22 protein-coding genes and 1 tRNA gene are annotated in these 22,717 nt (G+C 64.1%); all 23 read left to right on the forward strand.

Annotation, left to right across the window (positions count from 1 at the left end; genetic code table 11):
• Positions 1–10: 10 nt before the first annotated feature.
• The 23 genes from AC3QLZ_RS16590 (at position 11) to pheT (ending at position 22,715) form a co-directional block, all read left to right on the forward strand.
• Positions 11–883, forward strand: a complete 873-nt coding sequence (locus AC3QLZ_RS16590; RefSeq protein ID WP_014237013.1) for a prephenate dehydrogenase — start codon at positions 11–13, stop codon at positions 881–883.
• Between the two features lie 48 nt (positions 884–931).
• Complete coding sequence (locus AC3QLZ_RS16595) at positions 932–2,866, forward strand: bifunctional 3-phosphoshikimate 1-carboxyvinyltransferase/cytidylate kinase (RefSeq protein WP_014237014.1); 1,935 nt, start codon at positions 932–934, stop codon at positions 2,864–2,866.
• Positions 2,867–3,065: 199 nt separating this feature from the next.
• Positions 3,066–4,772: a 30S ribosomal protein S1 gene (gene rpsA, locus AC3QLZ_RS16600; protein WP_014237015.1), complete on the forward strand. Its 1,707-nt coding sequence runs from the start codon at positions 3,066–3,068 to the stop codon at positions 4,770–4,772.
• Between the two features lie 114 nt (positions 4,773–4,886).
• On the forward strand, positions 4,887–5,189 hold the full coding sequence (locus AC3QLZ_RS16605; protein WP_014237016.1) for an integration host factor subunit beta: 303 nt from the start codon (positions 4,887–4,889) through the stop codon (positions 5,187–5,189).
• 84 nt (positions 5,190–5,273) lie between these two features.
• Entirely contained in the window at positions 5,274–5,600 is a 327-nt protein-coding gene (locus tag AC3QLZ_RS16610) for a LapA family protein (protein ID WP_014237017.1), read from the forward strand.
• Positions 5,600–6,766, forward strand: a complete 1,167-nt coding sequence (gene lapB / locus AC3QLZ_RS16615) for a lipopolysaccharide assembly protein LapB (protein WP_043799116.1) — start codon at positions 5,600–5,602, stop codon at positions 6,764–6,766. The genes AC3QLZ_RS16610 and lapB overlap by 1 nt, the downstream gene beginning before the upstream one ends.
• 52 nt (positions 6,767–6,818) lie before the next feature.
• Positions 6,819–8,144: a UDP-glucose dehydrogenase family protein gene (locus AC3QLZ_RS16620; RefSeq protein ID WP_014237019.1), complete on the forward strand. Its 1,326-nt coding sequence runs from the start codon at positions 6,819–6,821 to the stop codon at positions 8,142–8,144.
• 10 nt (positions 8,145–8,154) lie between these two features.
• Positions 8,155–9,216, forward strand: coding sequence for a dTDP-glucose 4,6-dehydratase (rfbB, locus tag AC3QLZ_RS16625; RefSeq protein WP_014237020.1), 1,062 nt, complete (start codon positions 8,155–8,157; stop codon positions 9,214–9,216).
• Positions 9,203–10,132 (forward strand): dTDP-4-dehydrorhamnose reductase, encoded by a 930-nt coding sequence (gene rfbD, locus AC3QLZ_RS16630; RefSeq protein WP_014237021.1) that lies wholly within the window; start codon positions 9,203–9,205, stop codon positions 10,130–10,132. Before rfbB ends, rfbD begins: the two co-directional genes overlap by 14 nt.
• Positions 10,122–11,012 carry a glucose-1-phosphate thymidylyltransferase RfbA gene (gene rfbA / locus AC3QLZ_RS16635; RefSeq protein WP_014237022.1) on the forward strand — a complete coding sequence of 297 codons (891 nt, stop codon included), beginning with the start codon at positions 10,122–10,124 and terminating at the stop codon, positions 11,010–11,012. The genes rfbD and rfbA overlap by 11 nt, the downstream gene beginning before the upstream one ends.
• A complete protein-coding gene (gene rfbC / locus AC3QLZ_RS16640) occupies positions 11,009–11,557 on the forward strand; it encodes a dTDP-4-dehydrorhamnose 3,5-epimerase (RefSeq protein WP_014237023.1) in 549 nt (182 codons plus the stop codon). Before rfbA ends, rfbC begins: the two co-directional genes overlap by 4 nt.
• Before the next feature lie 13 nt (positions 11,558–11,570).
• Complete coding sequence (gene rfaE1, locus AC3QLZ_RS16645; RefSeq protein ID WP_014237024.1) at positions 11,571–12,518, forward strand: D-glycero-beta-D-manno-heptose-7-phosphate kinase; 948 nt, start codon at positions 11,571–11,573, stop codon at positions 12,516–12,518.
• Positions 12,519–12,527: 9 nt separating this feature from the next.
• Positions 12,528–13,520, forward strand: coding sequence for an ADP-glyceromanno-heptose 6-epimerase (gene rfaD, locus AC3QLZ_RS16650; RefSeq protein ID WP_014237025.1), 993 nt, complete (start codon positions 12,528–12,530; stop codon positions 13,518–13,520).
• Positions 13,521–13,523: 3 nt separating this feature from the next.
• A complete protein-coding gene (gene cysM, locus AC3QLZ_RS16655; RefSeq protein ID WP_014237026.1) occupies positions 13,524–14,423 on the forward strand; it encodes a cysteine synthase CysM in 900 nt (299 codons plus the stop codon).
• Between the two features lie 5 nt (positions 14,424–14,428).
• Positions 14,429–15,226 carry a 3'-5' exonuclease gene (locus AC3QLZ_RS16660; protein ID WP_014237027.1) on the forward strand — a complete coding sequence of 266 codons (798 nt, stop codon included), beginning with the start codon at positions 14,429–14,431 and terminating at the stop codon, positions 15,224–15,226.
• Positions 15,223–15,666, forward strand: coding sequence for a rhodanese-like domain-containing protein (locus AC3QLZ_RS16665; RefSeq protein ID WP_014237028.1), 444 nt, complete (start codon positions 15,223–15,225; stop codon positions 15,664–15,666). The genes AC3QLZ_RS16660 and AC3QLZ_RS16665 overlap by 4 nt, the downstream gene beginning before the upstream one ends.
• Before the next feature lie 83 nt (positions 15,667–15,749).
• Positions 15,750–15,826 (forward strand) — tRNA-Val (locus tag AC3QLZ_RS16670).
• Between the two features lie 152 nt (positions 15,827–15,978).
• The gene (gene thrS / locus AC3QLZ_RS16675) at positions 15,979–17,895 is read left to right on the forward strand and encodes a threonine--tRNA ligase (protein ID WP_014237029.1); all 1,917 of its coding nucleotides are present in this window, start codon (positions 15,979–15,981) and stop codon (positions 17,893–17,895) included.
• A gap of 94 nt (positions 17,896–17,989) precedes the next feature.
• The gene (infC, locus tag AC3QLZ_RS16680) at positions 17,990–18,469 is read left to right on the forward strand and encodes a translation initiation factor IF-3 (protein WP_014237030.1); all 480 of its coding nucleotides are present in this window, start codon (positions 17,990–17,992) and stop codon (positions 18,467–18,469) included.
• Between the two features lie 109 nt (positions 18,470–18,578).
• The gene (gene rpmI, locus AC3QLZ_RS16685; protein ID WP_014237031.1) at positions 18,579–18,776 is read left to right on the forward strand and encodes a 50S ribosomal protein L35; all 198 of its coding nucleotides are present in this window, start codon (positions 18,579–18,581) and stop codon (positions 18,774–18,776) included.
• 15 nt (positions 18,777–18,791) lie between these two features.
• Positions 18,792–19,151 (forward strand): 50S ribosomal protein L20, encoded by a 360-nt coding sequence (gene rplT / locus AC3QLZ_RS16690; protein WP_014237032.1) that lies wholly within the window; start codon positions 18,792–18,794, stop codon positions 19,149–19,151.
• Between the two features lie 135 nt (positions 19,152–19,286).
• Positions 19,287–20,333, forward strand: a complete 1,047-nt coding sequence (pheS, locus tag AC3QLZ_RS16695) for a phenylalanine--tRNA ligase subunit alpha (RefSeq protein ID WP_014237033.1) — start codon at positions 19,287–19,289, stop codon at positions 20,331–20,333.
• 9 nt (positions 20,334–20,342) lie between these two features.
• The gene (gene pheT / locus AC3QLZ_RS16700) at positions 20,343–22,715 is read left to right on the forward strand and encodes a phenylalanine--tRNA ligase subunit beta (protein ID WP_014237034.1); all 2,373 of its coding nucleotides are present in this window, start codon (positions 20,343–20,345) and stop codon (positions 22,713–22,715) included.
• The last annotated feature ends 2 nt before the right edge of the window (positions 22,716–22,717 follow it).

The following is a 22,717-nucleotide window of genomic DNA, read 5'->3' on the forward strand; positions in this document are numbered from 1 at the left end:
GGCGCGCGTCATGGCCGAGTTCAACAAGGTAGTCATTTTCGGTGTGGGCCTCATCGGCGGTTCTTTCGCCCTGGGCCTGCGGGCGGCCGGCGCGGTGGAGGAGGTGGTGGGCTTCGGGCGCAGCCCCAAGTCCCTGCAGCAGGCCCTGGACCTGGGCGTGATCGACCGGGCCGGCATCAATCCGGCCCATGAACTGTCCGACGCCGACCTGGTGCTGTTGGCCACGCCGGTGGGCCAGATGCCCGAGATCATGGCCCGCATCGTGCCCTATCTGGGGCCGGAGACGGTGGTCACCGACGGCGGCTCCACCAAGGGCGACGTGGTGGCTGCGGCCCGGGCCGCCTTTGGCGAGCGCATCGGCCAGTTCGTGCCGGCCCATCCCATCGCCGGGGCCGAAAATTCCGGTGCCGCGGCTGCCCGGGCCGATCTTTACCGGGAACGCAAGGTGGTGCTGACGCCCCTGCCGGAGAATTCCGTGCTCAACGTGGCCAAGGTCCGTTCCGCTTGGGAGTGGTGCGGCGCCCAGATCTACGAACTGACGCCGGCCGAGCATGATCGGGTCTTCGCCGCCGTTTCCCATCTGCCCCATCTGCTGTCCTTCGCCCTGGTGCATGATCTGGCGGTACGGGAAAACAAGGAGCTGTTCTTCACCTTTGCCGCCAGCGGCTTCCGCGATTTCACCCGCATCGCCGCTAGCCACCCGGAAATGTGGCGGGACATCTGCCTGGCCAACAAGGACGCCCTGCTGCTGGAACTGGACAGCTACCGGGCTCAGCTCGACGAGTTGCACCAAGCCCTGGCTGCCGGCGACGGTCGCCGTCTGGAAGAAATTTTCGATACCGCCCGCACGGCCCGTCGCGACTGGGCCGAAGGCAAGCGCTAACCCCCGGCTGGCGGGCTTCTCCGCCGGCCCCTCAAGGCTGTTGTGACCATGGAATTCCTCGACCTCGCTCCCTTCGTTTCCGCCGGCGGCACCGTGCGTCTGCCCGGCTCCAAGAGCATTTCCAACCGGGTGCTGCTGCTGGCCGCCCTGGCCGAAGGCGTTACCGAGGTGCGGGACCTGCTCCATTCCGACGATACGGAACGCATGCTGGAGGCGCTGCAGCAGCTGGGCGTGGGTGTGGAGTCCCTGGGCGGCGAGGCCTACCGGATCACGGGTGTCGGCGGTCCCTTCCCGGTGAAGGAGGCCGAGCTGTTCCTTGGCAACGCGGGCACCGCCTTCCGTCCCCTCACCGCCGCCCTGGCCCTGGCCGGCGGCCACTATGTGCTGAAGGGCGTGGCCCGCATGCATGAGCGGCCCATCGGCGACCTGGTGGATGGCCTGCGCCAGCTGGGGGCCGAGGTGCGTTACCTGGGCAACGACGGCTTCCCGCCCCTGGAAATTTTCCCGGCAAGTATCCGCGCCGGCGGTGTGCTCCAGGTCCGCGGCGACGTATCCAGCCAGTTTTTGACTGCCCTGCTCATGGCTCTGCCCCTGACCGGCGTCGAAACCCGGGTGGAGGTGGTGGGCGAGCTCATTTCCAAGCCCTATATCGAAATCACCCTGGCCACCATGGCCCGCTTCGGTGTGGAGGTCCAACGTGAAGGCTGGCAGGCCTTTGTCGTGCCGGCCGGAGTGCGCTACGTCTCTCCCGGCACGGTCTATGTGGAAGGGGATGCCTCTTCCGCCTCCTATTTCCTGGCAGCCGGCGCCATCGGCGGCGGCCCCCTGCGGGTCGAAGGCGTGGGCAAGGACTCCATCCAGGGCGACGTGCGCTTCGCCGAAGCCCTGGCCCTCATGGGCGCCCGCATCGAGATGGGGCCCAACTGGATCGAAGCCCGGGCTCCTGCCAGCGGCAAGCTCCAGGCCATCGACCTGGACTGCAACCATATTCCCGATGCGGCCATGACCCTGGCCACCGCCGCCCTCTTTGCCGAAGGCACCACCGTGCTGCGCAACATCGCCAGCTGGCGGGTCAAGGAGACCGACCGCATCGCCGCCATGGCCACCGAACTGCAGAAGCTGGGGGCTGTCGTCGAAGAGGGGCCGGACTACCTCAAGGTGACGCCTGTGCCGGCCCTGAAACCGGCCGCCATCGACACCTACGACGACCATCGCATGGCCATGTGCTTCTCCCTGGCCGCCTTTGCCACGCCCCTGCGCATCAACGATCCCAAGTGTGTGGCCAAGACCTTCCCCGATTATTTCGAGCGTCTGGCCACGGTCACCCGCAGCGTGCCGGTGATCGCCATCGACGGTCCCTCCGCCTCCGGCAAGGGTACGGTGGCGGCCCGGGTGGCGGCGGCCCTGGGCTTCGGCTATCTGGATTCGGGCGCTCTCTACCGCCTCACGGCCCTGGCCGCCCAGCGGGCCGGGGTGGACTGGGATGACGAAGCCGGGGTGGCGGCAGTGGCCGCCGGCCTGGAAGTGGTCTTCGGCGAAGGCTCCATCCGCCTGGCCGGCGAAGAGGTGGAGGGGGCCATCCGTACCGAGGAAATTTCCCAGGGTGCCTCCAAGGTGGCCGCCCTGCCTGCAGTGCGGGCCGCCCTGCTGTTCCGCCAGCGGGTCTTCCGCTGCGGCGCCGGCCTGGTGGGGGATGGCCGGGATATCGGGTCCGTGGTCTTCCCCGACTCCCGGCTCAAGGTCTTTCTCACCGCCTCTGCCGAGGTACGGGCGGAAAGGCGTTATAAGCAGTTGATCGGCAAAGGGTTCCCTGCTAACATGCAGGCCATTTTGCTGGATTTGCGTGAGCGCGACCGCCGCGATAGTGAGCGGAGCGTGGCGCCCTTGCAGCAGAATGAGGATGCCGTCCTGCTGGACACCTCGGGGCTTACCATCGACCAGGCGGTCGACCAGGTCCTCGACTGGTACGGTTCGGCATCCTGACTGGTGTCACCGTTCCACGCCTCTGCCTCGTCAGCCTGATCGGAAATTCCTTTCGCGTTCGGACTTCCTGGAAGAAGCGGGAACCTTTTCCCCGCATTTTTTCGCCCGCTGTCGGGCAGGGTGCCGGAAGGAAGGGGGAACGGTGGCGGTGTTCAACCTTTTCCCGCCAGCTTGTACAGGCGGTTAGGGTACCTTTTCCATGACTACTGCTTCCCCCATTTCCCAAGAATCCTTCGCTGCGCTATTCGAAGAGAGCCTGGCCCGCCAGGAGATGCGCTCCGGTGAAGTGATTACCGCCGAAGTCGTTCGCGTCGACCAGAACTTTGTCGTCGTCAACGCCGGCCTGAAGTCCGAATCCTATATCCCGGTCGAAGAATTCCTGAGCGACGCCGGCGAAGTCGAAGCCAAGATCGGCGACTTCGTGCAGGTCGCCATCGAACAGCTGGAAGACGGCTTCGGTGAAACCCGCCTCTCCCGCGACAAGGCCAAGCGCATCGCCGCCTGGAACGATCTGGAAAAGGCCCTGAACGAAGGTACCCTGGTGACCGGCGTCATCACCGGCAAGGTCAAGGGCGGTCTGACCGTCATGACCAACAGCGTCCGCTCCTTCCTGCCCGGCTCCCTGGTCGACATCCGCCCCGTCAAGGACACCACTCCTTACGAAGGCAAGACCATGGAATTCAAGGTCATCAAGCTGGATCGCAAGCGTAACAACGTGGTCGTTTCCCGCCGTGCCGTCCTGGAAGAAACCATGGGCGAAGAGCGCGAGAAGCTGCTGTCCACCCTGCAGGAAGGCGCTACCGTCAAGGGTATCGTCAAGAACATCACCGACTACGGCGCCTTCGTGGACCTGGGCGGCATCGACGGCCTGCTGCACATCACCGACCTGGCCTGGCGTCGTGTGCGTCACCCCAGCGAAGTGCTGGCCGTGGGCGACGAAGTCACCGCCAAGGTGCTGAAGTTCGACACCGAAAAGAACCGCGTGTCCCTGGGCCTGAAGCAGCTGGGCGAAGATCCGTGGGTGGGCATCTCCCGTCGTTACCCCTCCGGTACCCGCCTGTTCGGCAAGGTCACCAACCTGACCGACTACGGCGCCTTCGTTGAAATCGAACAGGGTATCGAAGGTCTGGTCCACGTCTCCGAAATGGACTGGACCAACAAGAACGTGCACCCCACCAAGGTTGTCCAGCTGGGCGACGAAGTGGAAGTCATGATTCTGGAAATCGACGAAGACCGTCGTCGTATCTCCCTGGGCATGAAGCAGTGCCTGGCCAATCCGTGGGAAGAGTTCGCCCAGAACCACAAGAAGGGCGACAAGGTCTCCGGCCAGATCAAGTCCATCACCGACTTCGGCGTGTTCATCGGCCTGCCCGGCAACATCGACGGCCTGGTGCACCTTTCCGACCTGTCCTGGAGCACCACCGGCGAAGAAGCCATCCGCAACTTCAAGAAGGGCGACGAAGTGCAGGCCGTGGTGCTGGCCATCGATACCGACAAGGAGCGCATCTCCCTGGGTATCAAGCAGCTCGAAGGCGACCCCTACACCAACTACATCGCCACCCACGAGAAGAACACCATCGTGCGCGCCGTGGTGAAGAGCGTTGATGCCAAGGGTGCCGTGCTGCAGCTGGAAGGTGACGTTGAAGGCTACCTGCGTGCTTCCGAGTACTCCCGTGACCGCGTGGAAGATCTGTCCCAGCTGGTCAAGGTCGGCGACGAACTCGAAGCCATGATCATCAACGTGGATCGCAAGTCCCGCAACGTGAACCTGTCCATCAAGGCCAAGGATCAGGCCGAGCAACACGAAGCCATGCAGAAGTTCGCTTCCGAAAGCTCCGCCGCTTCCGGCACCACCAACCTGGGTGCGCTGCTGAAGGCCAAGCTGAACGGCTCCAACCAGGGCTAAGAAATCCCCTTCCATGCCCCTCCCGGCTTCCCGGTGCTGCGCCGACAGGATCGGTACCGGGGATGGGTGGGGCTGGAGGGCTTCTTTCCCTCAATGGCTTTTTAAGGCTCAAGCATGACCAAATCCGAGCTGATCGCCCGCCTGGCCATGCGGTTTCCGCAACTGGTGGCGAAAGACGCTGATTTCGCGGTCAAGGAAATTCTCGATGCCATGACCGAGGCTCTGGCCCACGGTGACCGTATCGAGATTCGGGGGTTCGGCAGCTTCGCGCTGAACTACCGGCCGCCGCGAATGGGGCGTAACCCCAAGTCCGGGGATAAAGTCAGCGTTCCGGAAAAATACGTACCCCATTTCAAGGCAGGCAAGGAACTGCGCGAACGGGTGGACCTGGGGCTGCTGGCCTCTCTCTCCGCCTGACGCTGACCTTACCCCCTGTCCTGTGGTAGATTGCGGGCGGCAACCCTAGGGTTGCCGCCTTTTTTATTGCTTGCGGATAAGGCTATGCGCGCCCTGATCTTGATCATCCGGCTCATCATCTTCTTCTTCTTGCTGGGTTTTGCGGCAATGAACAGCGATCCGGTGAGTCTGCGCTTCTTCTTCGATACTCAGTGGCAGGCGCCCCTGGTGATCATCCTGCTCGGTTTCTTCGCCGCCGGGACGGCCCTTGGTGCTCTGTCCCTGTTCGGCACCCTGTTCCAGCTGCGCCGCGAACTGTCGCGCACCCGCCGTGAACTGGCGCGGGAGCGGGAGCGCCAGGCCGTGCTCAAGCCGGCTGCCAGCGACGCTGCCGTGCAACCGCCTCCTGCCGGCGAGGCCGTGGCCCAATGATCGAATTCGAGTACTGGCAGTTACTGCTCTTTCCCCTGTTTTTCGTCCTTGGCTGGGCCGCCGCCCGCATCGACATCAAGCATCTGGTGCGGGAATCCCGGGCCCTGCCCCGGTCCTACTTCCAGGGCTTGAATTTCCTGCTCAACGAGCAGCCGGACAAGGCCATCGAAGCCTTCATCGAAGTGGTGAAGGTGGATCCCCAGACGGTGGAACTGCACTTCGCCCTGGGCAACCTGTTCCGCCGCCGCGGCGAGACCGAGCGGGCCATCCGCATGCACCAGAACCTCATCGAGCGGGTGGACCTGTCGCCGGAGCTGAAGCTGCAGGCCCTTTCCGAGCTTGGCCAGGACTTCCTCAAGGCCGGCCTGCTGGACCGGGCCGAAGAGGTGTTTTCCCGCTTGCGCGGCACCTCCCGGGACGAGGAGGCCAAGCGCAACCTGCTGGAAATCTACCAGCAGGAGAAGGACTGGCAGAAGGCCATCGCCATCGCCAAGGAAATGCCTGACTACGCCACCCAGAAGGAAATCGCCAACTATTACTGCGAGCTGGCGGCCGGGGAGATGATCAATTCCCGGCCCGATTCCGCCCGCCAGTACCTGGACTCGGCCCTTTCCCTGCATCGCAACTGCGTGCGCGCCAGCGTCCTGCAGGGCGACCTGTTGCAACAGGGGGGCGATCTGGCAGCAGCCATCGAGGCCTGGAAACGCATCGAGAGCCAGAATCCGGCCTACCTGGCCATCGTCGCCCGCAAGCTGCAGGATGCCTACCTGGCCCAGGGCCAGCGGGAAGAGGGGCTGCAACTGCTGCGCGGCTATCTGGCCAGCTACCCCTCCCTCGATCTCCTGGAAACCGTATTCCAGCTGGTGATGGATGCGGAGGGGCCGGAGGCAGCCTATCGCCTGGTGCGGGATGAACTGCGGCGCAATCCGACCCTGCTGGGCCTGGACCGCCTGCTGGAAGCCCAGCTGCTCGGCGTGCCGCCGGAAAAGCGGGCGGACCTGGAGCTGGTGCGCAATCTGGTGCACAACCACACCCGCCGGCTGGCCCGCTATCGGTGCGATAATTGCGGCTTCAAGGCGCGCCACTTCTACTGGCGCTGTCCTGCCTGCGGCGGCTGGGAAACCTATCCGCCCCGGCGCACGGAAGAATTCGATCTGATCCCCTGAGCCCATGAATGCGTCGGTTTGGGCGGATCAATGACCCTTCAGGGAGAATAATTTGAAAGTTACGGTTGTCGGTACGGGCTATGTGGGCCTGGTGAGCGGTACCTGCCTGGCCGAGGTGGGCAACGATGTGCTGTGCCTGGATGTGGATCCGGAAAAGATCCGGATTCTCAACGAAGGCGGCATTCCCATTTTCGAACCGGGCCTGCTGGACATGGTGAAGCGCAACGTGGCCGCCGGCCGCCTGCGTTTTACCACCGATGTGGAACAGGCCGTGGCCCACGGCACCATCCAGTTCATTGCCGTCGGCACGCCGCCGGACGAGGACGGTTCCGCCGATCTGCAGTACGTGCTCGCCGCCGCCCGCAACATCGGCCGCCACATGGGCGACTACAAGGTGGTGGTGGACAAGTCCACCGTGCCCGTGGGCACCGGCGACAAGGTGCGCGCCGCCATCGCCGACGAGCTCAAGGCCCGGGGAGCGGATATCGCCTACAGCGTCGTCTCCAATCCGGAATTCCTCAAGGAAGGCGCCGCCGTGGAGGATTTCATGCGGCCGGACCGCATCGTCGTCGGCGCCGAGGACGAGCGCGCCATCGAGTTGATGCGCGCCCTCTATGCGCCCTTCCAGCGCAACCATGAGCGTCTCATCGTCATGGATGTGCGTTCCGCCGAACTGACCAAGTACGCCGCCAACGCCATGCTGGCCACCCGCATCAGCTTCATGAACGAACTGGCCAATCTGGCCGAGAAGCTGGGTGCCGACATCGAGCAGGTGCGCCAGGGCATCGGTTCCGACCCGCGCATCGGCTACCACTTCCTCTATCCGGGCTGCGGCTACGGCGGTTCCTGCTTCCCCAAGGATGTGCAGGCCCTGCAGCGCACCGCCCGCCTCGATGCCGGCATGGAGATGAAGGTCCTCAATGCGGTGGAAGACGCCAACGATGCCCAGAAGCACGTGCTCACCGCCAAGACCGTGAAGCGTTTCGGCAACGACCTCAGCGGCCGCAAATTCGCCGTCTGGGGCCTGGCATTCAAGCCAAATACGGACGACATGCGTGAGGCCCCCAGCCGTTACCTGCTGGCCGATCTCTTCGCCGCCGGCGCCACCGTGGTGGCCTACGATCCGGTGGCCATGCATGAAGCCCGGCGCATTTTCGGCGACGAGCCGCGCCTGAGCTATGCGGAGAGCCCCATGGCTGCCCTGGACGGGGCGGATGCCCTGCTCATCGTCACCGAGTGGAAGGAATTCCGCAGTCCCGATTTCGAGGCCATCAAGGCCAAGCTGAAGCAGCCGGTGATCTTCGACGGCCGCAACCTGTACGAACCCAAGCAGGTGCGCCAGTTCGGCATCGACTACCAGGCCATCGGCCGTCAATAAGGAGTTCGCCATGATCCTGGTGACCGGCGGTGCAGGCTTCATCGGCAGCAATTTCGTCATCGACTGGCTGGCGGCGGGGGACGAACCCGTCATCAACCTGGACAAGCTGACCTACGCCGGCAATCTGGAGAACCTCCAGGGACTGGCCGGCGACCCGCGGCACCGTTTCGTGCGCGGCGACATCGCCGACTACGACCTGATTCTGGAACTGCTGCAGCAGAACCGGGTGCGGGCGGTGGTGAACTTCGCCGCCGAGAGCCATGTGGACCGTTCCATCCACGGGCCGGAGGACTTCATTCAGACCAACATCGTCGGCACCTTCCGCCTGCTGGAGGCCGTGCGGGCCTACTGGAACGGCCTGCCTGCCGACGACAAGGCGGCCTTCCGCTTTCTCCACGTGTCCACGGACGAGGTTTACGGTTCCCTGGAAAAGGAGGCCCCGGCCTTCACCGAGCAGCACCGCTACGAGCCCAACAGTCCCTATTCGGCCAGCAAGGCGGCCTCCGACCATCTGGTGCGGGCCTACCACCATACCTACGGCCTGCCGGTGCTGACCACCAACTGCTCCAACAATTACGGGCCCTACCATTTCCCGGAAAAGCTCATTCCCCTCATCATCCACAACGCCCTGGCCGGCAAGCCCCTGCCCATCTACGGCGACGGCCAGCAGATCCGCGACTGGCTCTATGTGAAGGACCATTGCAGCGCCATCCGCCGCGTCCTGGAAGCCGGCCGTCTGGGTGAGACCTACAACGTGGGCGGCTGGAACGAAAAGCCCAACCTGGAGGTGGTGCATACCCTGTGCGCCATGCTCGACGAACTGTCGCCCCGGGCCGACGGCGCCTCCTACGCCAGCCAGATCACTTTCGTTGCCGACCGGCCCGGCCACGACCGGCGCTATGCCATCGACGCCAGCAAGCTGGAACGGGAGCTGGGCTGGAAGCCGGCGGAGACCTTCGAAACCGGCATCCGCAAGACCGTACGCTGGTACCTGGACAATCCCCAGTGGGTGCACAACGTCACCTCCGGCGCCTACCGGGAGTGGGTAGGCCGCCAGTATGGGGAAGCCTGAGGTGTCGGCTCCCATCCTGCTCCTGGGCAGCCAGGGCCAGCTGGGCTGGCAACTGCAGCGGGACCTGGCGCCCCTGGGGCCGGTGCTGGCCCTGGACCGGCGTACTTGCGACCTGGCCGACCTGGACCGGCTGCGGACCGTGGTGCGGGAACAGCGCCCCCGCCTGATCGTCAATGCCGCCGCCTATACGGCGGTGGATCAGGCGGAAAAGGAGCCTGAACTGGCCCGGCGCATCAATGCCGAGGCCGTGGGCCTGCTGGCCGAGGAGGCCAAGGCCCTGGATGCCCTGCTGGTGCATTACTCCACCGACTATGTCTTCGACGGCAGCAAGGCGGCACCCTATGTGGAGTCCGATGCCACGGCGCCCCTCGGCGTCTATGGCCGGACCAAGCGGGAAGGGGAGGAAGCCATGCTGGCCGTGGGCGGCCGCGGCCTCATCTTCCGCACCAGCTGGGTCTTCGGCGCCCGGGGCAAGAATTTCGTCAAGACCATCCTGCGCCTGGCGAGCGAGCGGGGCAGCCTCAAGGTGGTGGCCGACCAGGTCGGCAGCCCGACGCCGGCGGCCATGATCGCCACCGTCACCGGCATGGTCCTGGCCCAGCTCGACGGCGGGCGCGCCCAGCAGGGCTGCGAGCTGTACCACCTGGCGGCGGCCAATCCGGTGAGCTGGAACGGTTTTGCCCGGGCCATCGTCGCCACCGCCGAACAGACGCCCGGCTTCGCCCTCAAGCTGGGGCCGGCGGCCATCGCACCCATTCCCAGCAGCGAATATCCGCTGCCGGCGCCGCGCCCCCTCAATTCCCGTCTCGACTGCCGCAAGCTGGAGGACCGTTTCGGTCTGACCATGCCCGACTGGCAGCCCTATCTTTCCCGCATGATGCAGCTTCTCGCCCTGAAGGCCCAGAATGGCTACTAAACCCCGTAAAGGCATCATTCTCGCCGGCGGTTCCGGCACCCGGCTCTATCCGGCCACCCTGGCGGTGTCCAAGCAGCTGCTGCCGATCTACGACAAGCCGATGATCTACTACCCCCTGACCACCCTGATGCTGGCCGGTCTGCGGGACATCCTTATCATCTCCACGCCCCAGGACACGCCCCGCTTCGAGCAGTTGCTGGGAGACGGCTCCCAGTGGGGCATCAACCTGCAATACGCGGTGCAGCCCTCGCCGGACGGCCTGGCCCAGGCCTTTCTCATCGGCGAGGACTTCCTCGACGGCGCCCCGGCAGCCCTGGTGCTGGGGGACAACATCTTCCACGGCCACGACCTGGCCACCCTGGTGCAGCGGGCCAACGGCCGGGACAGCGGTGCCTCGGTCTTCGCCTACCGGGTGAACGATCCGGAGCGCTATGGCGTGGTCGAGTTCGATGCCCAGCAGCGGGCCCTCTCCATCGAGGAAAAGCCGCTGCAGCCCAAGTCCCACTACGCCGTCACCGGCCTCTACTTCTACGACACCGATATCGTCGCCGTGGCCAAGGGCATCAAGCCGTCGCCCCGGGGAGAACTGGAAATCACCGACGTGAACCGGCACTACCTAGAAGCGGGCAAGCTCAACGTGGAAATCATGGGCCGGGGCTATGCCTGGCTCGATACCGGCACCCACGAATCCCTGCTGGAGGCGGGCCAGTTCATCGAGACCATCGAGAAGCGCCAGGGCCTCAAGGTGGCCTGCCCCGAAGAGGTGGCCTGGCGCCAGCGCTGGATCGACGACGCCACCCTGGATGCCCAGGCCCGGGTCCTGGCCAAGAACGGCTACGGCCAATACCTGCTGGCCCTGCTCAAGGAGCAGGGGCTGTGAAGGCAATCAGGACGGCCATTCCCGAGGTGATAGTCCTGGAACCCAGGATTTTCGGCGATGCCCGGGGCTTCTTCATGGAAAGCTATAACCGGCGCACCTTCGCCGAGCTTACCGGCTGTGATCCGGATTTCGTCCAGGACAACCATTCCCGCTCCGCCCGGGGCGTGCTGCGCGGCCTGCATTACCAGATCCGCCAGCCCCAGGGAAAACTGGTGCGGGTGGTGAGCGGTGCCGTGTTCGACGTGGCGGTGGACATCCGCCGCAGTTCCCCCACCTGCGGCCAGTGGGTGGGCGAAGTGCTGTCGGCGGAAAACCAGCGCCAGATGTGGGTGCCGGCCGGCTTTGCCCATGGTTTCCTGGTGCTCAGCGAGACCGCCGAATTCCTCTACAAGACCACCGATTACTACGCGCCAGAATTCGAGCGCTGCATTGCCTGGAACGACCCCGGGCTGGCCGTGGACTGGCCCCTGGACGGGCTGGAGCCCCGCCTGTCGGCCAAGGATGCCCAGGGCGCCAGCATGGCGGATGCCGAACTTTTTGATTGATATGCCAAGCGACATGCACCAACTTCCCGATTTTTCCGCCGCCCGCATTCTCGTGGTCGGCGATGTCATGCTGGACCGCTACTGGTTCGGCGATGTCTCCCGCATTTCCCCCGAAGCACCGGTGCCGGTGGTCAAGGTGGAGCGCTCCGAAGAGCGTCCCGGCGGCGCCGCCAACGTGGCCCGCAACTGCGCTTCCCTGGGGGCGCGGGTCGGCCTGCTGTCCGTGGTCGGCAACGACGAGGCCGGCCGCATCCTGCAGCGGCAGATGGAAGAGGGCGGCATTGCCGCCTCCCTGCTGCCCGACGGAGCCATCGACACCACGGTCAAACTGCGGGTCATCGGCCGCCAGCAGCAGCTGCTGCGCATCGATTTCGAGACCACCCCGTCCCACGAGGTGCTGCAGGCCAAGCTGGCCGAGTTCGAGCAGCGCCTGGCCGGAGTGGATGTGGTGATTCTTTCCGACTACGGCAAGGGCGGCCTGGCCCATATCGGCGACATGATCCGTCTGGCCCGGGCGGCCGGGAAAAAGGTGCTGGTGGATCCCAAGGGCGAGGATTATTCCAAGTACCGCGGCGCCACCGTCATCACCCCCAACCGCTCCGAGCTGCGCCAGGTGGTGGGGCGCTGGAGCGACGAGGCCCAGCTGGCAGCCAAGGCCCAGCAATTGCGCAGCGAACTGGAACTGGAAGCCCTGCTGGTGACTCGTAGCGAAGAGGGCATGAGCCTCTATCGCGACGGCGAGGCGCTGCACCAGCCGGCCCGGGCCCAGGAAGTGTTCGACGTCTCCGGTGCTGGCGACACGGTCATTGCCACCCTGGCCGCCATGATGGCCCTGGGCGCCCCCTGGGGCGACGCCATCCACCTGGCCAACCTGGCCGGCGGCGTGGTGGTGGGCAAGCTCGGTACCGCTACCGTCAGTCGCGAGGAACTGTCGGCCGCCCTGGCGGCCGACGCCAATTAAGGAATTCACATGTACTACATCGTCACCGGCGCCGCCGGCTTCGTCGGCGCCAACCTGGTCAAGGCCCTCAATGAGCGGGGCATCACCCGCATCATCGCCGTGGACAACCTGACCAAGGCGGACAAGTTCAAGAATCTGGTGGACTGCGAAATCGCCGACTACCTGGACAAGGGCGAGTTCCTCGAGCGCCTGCTCTGCGGCCACTTCGACGGCGACGTGGAGGCCATCTTCCACGAAGGCGCCTGCTCCGACACCATGGAGACCGACGGCCGCTACATGATGGAGAACAACTACCGCTACTCCCTGTCCCTGCTGGACTGGTGCCTGGAGCAGGAAGTGCAGCTGCTCTACGCCTCCTCCGCCGCCACCTATGGCGGCAGCAGCGTCTTCAAGGAAGAGCGGCAGTACGAGGCGCCCCTCAACGTGTACGGCTACTCCAAGTTCCTGTTCGACCAGATCGTGCGCCAGCGCCTGCCCGAAGCCGGTTCCCAGGTGGTGGGCTTCCGTTACTTCAATGTCTACGGCCCCCGGGAGAGCCACAAGGGGCGCATGGCCTCCGTCGCCTTCCACCATTTCAACCAGTACCGGGCCGAAGGCAAGGTCAAGCTGTTCGAGGGCTGTGACGGCTACGCCAACGGGGAGCAGCAGCGCGACTTCGTTTATGTGAAGGACGTGGCCAAGGTCAATCTGTACTTCCTCGACCATCCGGAAAAGTCGGGCATCTTCAACCTGGGCACCGGCCGGGCCCAGAGCTTCAACGACGTGGCCGTGGCCACGGTGAACAGCTGCCGCGCCGCCGAGGGCAAGCCGGCCCTGTCCCTGGAGGCGATGGTGCAGCAGGGGCTGGTGGAGTACGTGGCCTTCCCCGAAGCCCTCAAAGGCAAGTACCAGAGCTTCACCCAGGCCGACCTCAGCAAGCTGCGCAGCGCCGGCTATGGCGACGAGTTCGCCACCGTGGCCGAAGGCGTCGCCGACTACGTGCAATTCCTCAACGGACGCTGAGCCATGTACAAGACCCTGGAAGATTTCGTCGGCAATACGCCCCTGGTGCAGCTGAAGCGCCTGCCCGGCGAGGCCATTGCCCAGCGCGGCAACGTCATCCTGGCCAAACTGGAAGGCAACAATCCGGCCGGTTCAGTGAAGGATCGCCCGGCCCTCTCCATGATTTCCCACGCCGAGCAGCGGGGCGAGATCCGGCCCGGCGACACCCTGATCGAAGCCACCTCCGGCAACACCGGCATCGCCCTGGCCATGGCCGCCGCCATGCGTGGCTACCGCATGATCCTGGTGATGCCGGAAAACCAGAGCCTGGAGCGGCGCCAGACCATGCGTGCCTACGGCGCCGAACTGATCCTGACGCCCCGGGACGGTGGCATGGAACTGGCCCGGGACGTGGCCGAAAAAATGTGCGACGAAGGCAAGGGCATCATCCTCGACCAGTTCGCCAATCCGGATAATCCCCTGGCCCACTTCGAAGGCACCGGGCCGGAAATCTGGCGCGACACCAAGGGCCAGGTGACCCATTTCGTTTCCAGCATGGGCACCACCGGCACCATCATCGGTACTTCCCAGTTTCTCAAGAAAAAGAATCCGCGCATCCAGATCGTCGGCTGCCAGCCGGAAGAGGGCAGCCAGATTCCCGGCATCCGCAAATGGCCCGAAGCCTATCTGCCGAAAATCTACGAGCGTAGCCGGGTGGACCGCCTTGAATACGTGTCCCAGGCCGAGGCCGAGGACATGACCCGGCGCCTGGCCCGGGAAGAGGGCCTGTTCGCCGGCATCTCCTCCGGCGGCGCCCTGGCCGTGGCCCTGCGCCTGGCCCGGGAGCTGGAGAACGCCACCATCGTCACCATCGTTTGCGACCGGGGCGACCGTTACCTGTCCACCGGCGTTTTCCCCGCCTGAGTCCCATGGTTCCCGTCCTCGTCTTCGATATTGAAACCATCCCGGATGTGCCCGGGCTGCGCCGCCTGCACGATCTTCCCGCCGACCTCTCCGACGACGAGGTGGCTGAACTGGCCTTCCAGCAGCGCCGGGCCCAGAACGGCAGCGACTTCCTGCCCCTGCACCTGCAGCGGGTGGTGACCATCTCCTGCGCCCTGCGGGCCCGGGATGCCTTCAAGGTGTGGTCCCTGGCGGCTCCCGAGATTGGCGAAGGGGAGATCATCCAGCGCTTCTTCGACGGCATCGAGAAATTCACGCCCCAGATCGTTTCCTGGAACGGCGGCGGCTTCGACCTGCCGGTGCTGCACTACCGGGGCCTGATCCACGGCGTCGTGGCTCCCCGCTACTGGGACCTGGGCGACGGCGACTATGCCGATTCCCGGGACTTCAAGTGGAACAACTACATCAGCCGTTACCACACCCGCCACCTGGACCTGATGGACCTGCTGGCCATGTACCAGCCCCGGGCCAGCGCTCCCCTGGATGACCTGGCCAAGCTCATGGGCTTCCCCGGCAAGCTGGGCATGGACGGCGGCAAGGTGTGGCAGGCCTGGCAGGAGGGCAAGGCCGATGAGATCCGCGATTACTGCGAGACCGATGTGGTCAATACCTACCTGGTGTCCACCCGTTTCCGCCTGATGCGGGGCGAGGTCAGCCGGGAGGAGCATCTGGCCGAACTGGCCTTCATCAAGGCCGAACTGGCCAAGCTGGACAAGCCCCACTGGCAGGAATTCCTGGCCGCCTGGCCGGAGGTAGCGGCGTGAAGCACGCCTTCTTCCTCCTCCTGGGGCTGCTGGCGGCGTTCGCGGCCAGGGCCGAGGTAGTGAATGTGGACAGCGCCGAAGTGGCCCGGCTGGTGGCCAGTGGCGTGGTCCTGGTGGATATCCGTACTGAGCCCGAATGGCGGGAAACCGGCGTCATTCCCGGCAGCCGTCTGCTCACCTTCTTCGATGCCAACGGCCGCGCCAATCCGGCGGCCTGGCTGGAGCAGCTGAAGACGGTGGCAGGTCCGGAACAGCCGGTGATCCTCATCTGCCGCAGCGGCAACCGCACCCGGGTCGTCAGTGACTTTCTCGAACAGCAGGCCGGCTACAGCAAGATCTACAACGTGCGCCAGGGCATCCGCGCCTGGATCCAGGAGTCGCGCCCCGTCACCGCAGTGGCGCCCGCCCTGGCCAAATGTTCGCCCGGACGGTTGTGCTGATTTTTTTTGTGGGGCGAAGCGAAAAAAGTCTCCTCAGCCCCTTGCGCGATTCTCTGGGATCGTTATAATTCGGCCTTCTTTGCAGGCGCGTAGCTCAGTTGGTTAGAGCACCACCTTGACATGGTGGGGGTCGTTGGTTCGAATCCAATCGCGCCTACCAACACCTTGAACGGAGCTGTACCGTGAATTTCCGAACTTGCACTATCCTGGTTCAGAAAGCCTAAGCGGTTCGCCTTCGTTCCTATGTCGAAAAAAAGTGCGGATCCGTCCGCACTTTTTTTTTGTCCAGAATTTAATGTGGCTGGAGAAATCATGCCCAATATCACGCTGCCCGACGGTTCCATCCGCTCCTTCGATGCTCCGGTGACCGTTGCCGAGGTTGCCGCCTCCATCGGTGCCGGCCTCGCCCGCGCCGCCCTGGCCGGCAAGGTGGACGGCAAGCTGGTGGATACTTCCCACCTGATGGAGCGTGATACCCAGCTGGCCATCGTCACCGACAAGGATGCGGACGGTCTGGAAATCATCCGCCACTCCACGGCCCACCTGCTGGCCTATGCGGTGAAGGAGCTGTTTCCCGAAGCCCAGGTGACCATTGGTCCGGTCATCGACAACGGCTTCTACTACGACTTCGCCTACAAGCGCCCCTTTACCCCTGAAGACCTGCTGGCCATCGAGAAGAAAATGGCCGAGCTGGCCAAGCGCGACATTCCGGTAAGCCGCGAAGTCTGGGCCCGGGACGATGCGGTCAAGTTCTTCCTGGAGCAGGGTGAGAAGTACAAGGCCGAGCTGATTGCCGCCATCCCGGCCGACCAGGATGTTTCCCTGTACCGGGAAGGCGAATTTGTGGACCTCTGTCGCGGCCCCCACGTCCCCTCCACCGGCAAGCTCAAGGTTTTCAAGCTGATGAAGGTGGCCGGTGCCTACTGGCGCGGCGATTCCAAGAACGAGATGCTGCAGCGCATCTACGGCACCGCCTGGGCCAAGAAGGAAGACCAGGAAGCCTACCTGCACATGCTGGAAGAGGCCGAGAAGCGGGATCACCGCCGCATCGGCAAGCATCTGGACCTGTTCCACATGCAGGATGAAGCGCCGGGCATGGTTTTCTGGCACCCCAAGGGCTGGGCCATCTGGCAGGAAATCGAGCAGTACATGCGCCAGGTCTATCGCGACAACGGCTACCAGGAAATCCGCTGCCCCCAGATTCTCGACCGCAGCATGTGGGAGAAGTCCGGCCACTGGGAGCACTACAAGAACAACATGTTCACCACGGAGTCGGAGAAGCGGGATTACGCCATCAAGCCGATGAATTGCCCGGGGCACGTGCAGGTGTTCAATTCCGATCTGCGCTCCTACCGCGACCTGCCCCTGCGCTACGGCGAGTTCGGCTCCTGTCACCGCAACGAGGCCTCCGGCGCCCTGCACGGCCTGATGCGCGTGCGCGGCTTCGTCCAGGACGACGGCCACATCTTCTGTACCGAAGACCAGATCGAAGCGGAAGTGACGGCTTTCAACGCCCTGGTGAAGAAGGTCTATGCCGACTTCGGTTTCGATCAGGTGGCGGTGAAGCTGGCCCTGCGCCCTGAAAGCCGTGTCGGTTCCGACGACATCTGGGACAAGGCGGAGAATGCCCTGCGGGCCGGCCTCAAGGCTTCCGGCCTGGAATGGGATGAGTTGCCCGGCGAGGGTGCCTTTTATGGCCCCAAGATCGAGTTCCACATCAAGGATGCCATCGGGCGTTCCTGGCAGTGCGGCACCATGCAGGTGGATTTCTCCATGCCGGGTCGCCTGGGTGCCGAGTATGTGGGCGAGGACAATGCCCGCCATGTACCGGTGATGCTGCATCGGGCCATCCTCGGTTCCCTGGAGCGTTTCATCGGCATCCTGGTGGAAAACTATGCGGGTGCCTTGCCTCTGTGGCTGGCGCCGGTACAGGCCGTGGTGCTGAATATTTCGGAAAAACAGGCCGATTTTTCCGCCGAAGTGGTGAAAACCCTGCGTCAGGCAGGTTTGCGTGCCGAAGCGGATTTGCGCAATGAAAAAATTACCTATAAAATACGCGAACATAGCTTGAACCGGTTGCCTTATCAGCTCGTCATCGGCGACAAGGAAAAGGAAGCCGGCTTGGTGGCCGTGCGTACCCGCGGTGGTCAGGACCTGGGGCAAATGCCCGTGGCAAGCCTGATCGAGCGGCTTCTGGAAGAAGTCGCCGCGCGTAAGAGCACGGCTTAGTTTTTGTCCGTCCCCGAATGGGGCGGCCTGTTTTCGTGGAGATTGAACCATCGCCGCACTGCAAAAGGCGCATCGCGTCAACGAAGAAATCACGGTGCCGGAAGTCCGGCTTATCGGGGAAGAAGGCGAGCAGATTGGTGTCGTAACCATCCGTGCGGCGCTGCAAATGGCCGAAGAGGCCGGTGTGGATCTGGTGGAGATCGCTCCCCTGGCCAAGCCGCCGGTATGCCGGGTGATGGATTACGGCAAGTTCAAGTACCACGAGGCCAAGAAGCAGCACGAGGCCAAGCTGAAACAGAAGCAGGTACAGGTGAAGGAGATCAAGCTCCGTCCCGGTACCGACGAAAACGACTACCAGATCAAGCTGCGGAACATGACCCGCTTCCTGGAAGACGAAGACAAGGTCAAGGTGACCCTGCGCTTCCGCGGCCGTGAAATGGCCCACCAGGAAATCGGTATGCGTCAGCTGGAACGCATCAAGGCCGATTTGCTCGAGCTGGCACAGGTCGAGCAGATGCCGAAGATGGAAGGCCGCCAGATGGTGATGATGCTGGCGCCGAAGAAGAAGGTGTAATTGCAGTACCCGCCTCCGGACTCGTTCGGGGGCGATATAAGTGGTGCCGGGTAGTCAAGCGTTTCCGTCGGAAGCCACCTGGGATCATGTTAAAACCAAGGAGCATTCAATGCCCAAGATGAAGAGCAAGAGCGGTGCCGCCAAGCGGTTCAAAATCCGCGCTGGCGGCAGCATCAAGCGCGGTCAGGCGTTCAAGCGTCACATCCTGACCTCCAAGACCACCAAGAACAAGCGCCAACTGCGCGGTACCGAAGCCATTCACGACAGTGACAAGGCCTCCATCCGTGCCATGTTGCCCTACGCCTAATCAAGGAGATTAAAGATGCCCCGAGTTAAGCGTGGTGTAACGGCTCGCGCCCGTCACAAGAAGATTCTGGTTCAGGCCAAGGGTTACCGCGGCCGTCGCAAGAACGTATATCGCATCGCCAAGCAGGCGGTGATGAAGGCTGGTCAGTACGCCTACCGCGACCGTCGTCAGCGCAAGCGTCAGTTCCGTGCCCTGTGGATTGCCCGTATCAACGCGGCAGCCCGTGAAGTCGGCCTGAAGTATAGCACCTTCATGAATGGCCTGAAGAAGGCCCAGATCGAAGTGGACCGCAAGGTTCTCGCCGACCTGGCCGTGTTCGACAAGGCTGCGTTTGCCGCTCTGGCAAACCAGGCCAAGGCGAGCCTCGGCGCCTAAGCGTTAAGCAAGCGGAAAAAAGGAGGCTTCTGCCTCCTTTTTTTCTTGGTGCCGGCAGTATCGGCATCTCTGGTGTCTTTTTCGCCCGGGCACCCTAAATCCGGGGCGATAACAGAATTCGAACGACGCGAGCCCATGCAGAATCTCGAACAGATCGTCAGCGAAGCCCTTGCGGCTTTTGCTGCCACCCAGGACCCGGATGCCCTGGAACAGATCAAGGCCCGTTATCTGGGCAAGAGTGGTCAGATCACCGAATTGCTGAAGGGGCTGGGCAAACTGGCTCCGGAAGAGCGCAAGGCGGCTGGTGCCACCATCAACCAGGCCAAGGAACAGGTTGAGGGTGCCCTCAACGCCCGCCGCGAAGCCATCCGCCGCGCGGCCCTGGAGGCCCGTCTGGCCGAGGAATCCCTGGATGTGACCCTGCCCGGCCGGGGTGAAACCCGGGGTGGCCTGCATCCCGTCACCCGTACCCTGGAGCGCATCGAGGCCCTGTTCCGCTCCATCGGCTTTGAAGTGGCCGACGGTCCCGAGATCGAAACCGACTTCCACAATTTCACCGCCCTCAACACGCCGGAAAACCATCCGGCCCGCTCCATGCACGATACCTTTTATCTGCAGGACGAGCAGGGAGGCGTTGCCGAGGGGGTGCTGCTGCGCACCCACACCAGCCCCATCCAGGCCCGCTACATGCAGGCCCACGTGGCCAAGTACGGTCACCTCGAGACCATGCCCGAGATTCGCATCATTGCGCCGGGTCGGGTCTATCGCGTCGACTCCGATGCTACCCACTCCCCCATGTTCCACCAGGTCGAAGGCCTGTGGATCGGCGAGAACGTTTCCTTCGCCGACCTCAAGGGCGTGGTCGCCGATTTTCTGCGCCGCTTCTTCGAGAGCGACGACCTGAAGGTGCGGTTCCGTCCTTCCTTTTTCCCCTTTACCGAGCCTTCTGCCGAGATCGACGTGGCCTTCATGAGCGGCGCCCTGGAAGGGCGCTGGCTGGAGATCGCCGGCTGCGGCATGGTGCACCCCAATGTGCTGCGCCATGCCGGCATCGATCCGGAAAAGTACACCGGCTTTGCCTTCGGCTTCGGTCCGGACCGTCTCACCATGCTGCGCTACGGGGTCAATGACCTGCGCCTGTTCTTCGACGGCGACCTGCGCTTCCTGAAGCAATTTGTCTAAGGATTGATCGTGAAATTCTCCGAATCCTGGCTCCGTACCTTCGTCAATCCTGATCTGTCCACCGACGCTCTGGCCCATCTGCTGACCATGGCGGGCCTGGAAGTGGAAGAGCAGGACCCCGTTGCGCCCGCCTTCACCCAGGTGGTGGTGGCCCATGTCCTGGAAGTGGTGAAGCACCCTGATGCCGATCGCCTCAACGTCTGCCAGGTGGATGCCGGTAACGGTCCGGTGCAGATCGTCTGCGGCGCCCCCAATGTGGCCGCCGGGCTCAAGGTGCCCTGTGCCCTGCCCGGTGCCGTGCTGCCCGGCGACTTCAAGATCAAGGTGGCCAAGGTGCGCGGCGTCGAGTCTTCCGGCATGTTGTGTTCCGCCCGGGAACTGGGCATCGCCGAAGATGCTTCCGGTCTCCTGGTGCTGCCGGCCGATGCCCCCGTTGGGGAAAGCATCCGCCGCTACCTGGACCTGGACGACACCCTGTTCACCCTGAAGCTCACGCCCAACCGGGCCGATTGCCTCTCCCTCACCGGTGTGGCCCGCGAAGTGTCGGCCCTGACCGGCGTGGCCGCTGTCTATCCGGTAGTGGAACCCGTGGCGCCTGCTTGCGATGCCCGCCGGGAAGTGGTGCTGGACGCTCCGGAGGCTTGCCCCCGTTACGCCGGCCGGGTGGTGCGCGGCATCAATGCCAAGGCGCCCACCCCTGAGTGGATGCAGAAGCGCCTGGAGCGCAGCGGCATCCGTTCCATCTCCGCCGTGGTGGATGTCACCAACTACGTCATGCTGGAACTGGGGCAGCCCCTCCATGCCTTCGACGACGCCAAGCTCCAGGGGGCCATCCACGCCCGCCTGCCCAAGGCCGGGGAAAAGCTGCTGCTGCTCAACGAGCAGACCATCGATATCGACGCCGACGTGCTGGTGATTGCCGACGATGCCAAGCCCCTGGCTCTGGCCGGCATCATGGGTGGCGAAGAGAGCGGCGTCACCATGGAAACCACCGACCTGTTCCTGGAGTCGGCCTTTTTCACGCCCTTTGCCATTGCCGGGAAGGCCCGCCGTTACGGCTTCTCCAGCGATGCCTCCCACCGCTTCGAGCGGGGCGTCGATTTCGCCGGTGCCGTCCGTGCCCTGGAGCGGGCTACCCGCCTGATTCTCGATATCTGCGGCGGCCAGGCTGGTCCCGTGACGGAAGCGGTGGCCGCACTGCCCCAGCGTCAGCCGGTGCGTCTGCGCACGGCCCGGGTGAACAAGGTGCTGGGTGTGCCTTTCAGTGCCGAGGCCATTGCCTCCCTGCTGGGTCGTCTGGGTCTGCCCTTCGTCCAGGAAGGTGGCGACTTCGTGGTGACGCCTCCCAGCTTCCGTTTCGACATCGAGATCGAGGAAGATCTGATCGAGGAAGTGGTGCGGGTTCACGGCTACGACGAGATTCCGGCACCGCCGCCGGTGGCCCGGGCCGCCATGCTGCCCATGCCGGAAGGCAAGCGGCAGATCCAGCGCCTGCGCCAGATCCTGGCTGATGCCGGTTACCAGGAAGTGGTCAATTTCGCTTTCGTCGAAGAAGGTTGGGAAAAGGATTTCGGCGGCAACGCCGATCCCATCCGCCTGGCCAATCCCATTGCCAGCCAGATGGGGGTCATGCGTTCCACCCTGATCGGTGGTCTGGTGGCCACCCTGGCCAACAACCTGAAGCGCAAGCAGAGCCGGGTACGGATCTTCGAAACCGGTCGCAGCTTCCACAAGGATGCCGCCGCCCAGCCCGTAGCCGGCTACCGTCAGCCCTGGAAGCTGGCCGGCCTGGCCGCCGGCGATGCCCTGCCCGAACAATGGGGCAGCGCCGCCCGCAAGGTGGACTTCTTCGACGTCAAGGGTGACCTGGAGGCGCTGCTGCAGCCCTTTGCCGCACGTTTCGAGAAGGCTGCCCATCCGGCCCTGCATCCCGGCCGTGCTGCCCGTCTGCTCCTGGATGGCAAGGAAATCGGGGTGGTTGGCGAACTCCATCCCGAGTGGGTGCAGAAGTACGACCTGCCGTCGCCGCCGGTGGTCTTCGAACTGGATCTGGAGCCCCTGCTGGCCGGACGTCTGCCCCAGTATGCCGAGCTTTCCCGCTTCCCCGCCGTGGTGCGGGACCTGGCGGTGGTGGTGGATAAGGGCATGGCCCTGCAGTCCCTGCTGGACGGACTGAAAGCCCAGCGGCCGCCCCTGGTTCAGGACATCCAGCTGTTCGATGTCTACACCGGCAAGGGGGTCGATGAAGGGAAGAAAAGCCTTGCATTCCGCATAGTTATGCAAGATACTCAAAAAACTTTGCAAGATGCGGAAGTGGATGTTGCCCTGCAGCAGCTGGTGGCCCTCCTGGAGCATCAATTTGCCGCCAAACTCCGTGTCTGATC

The organism is Azospira sp. MPR-LB4, assembly GCF_058809525.1.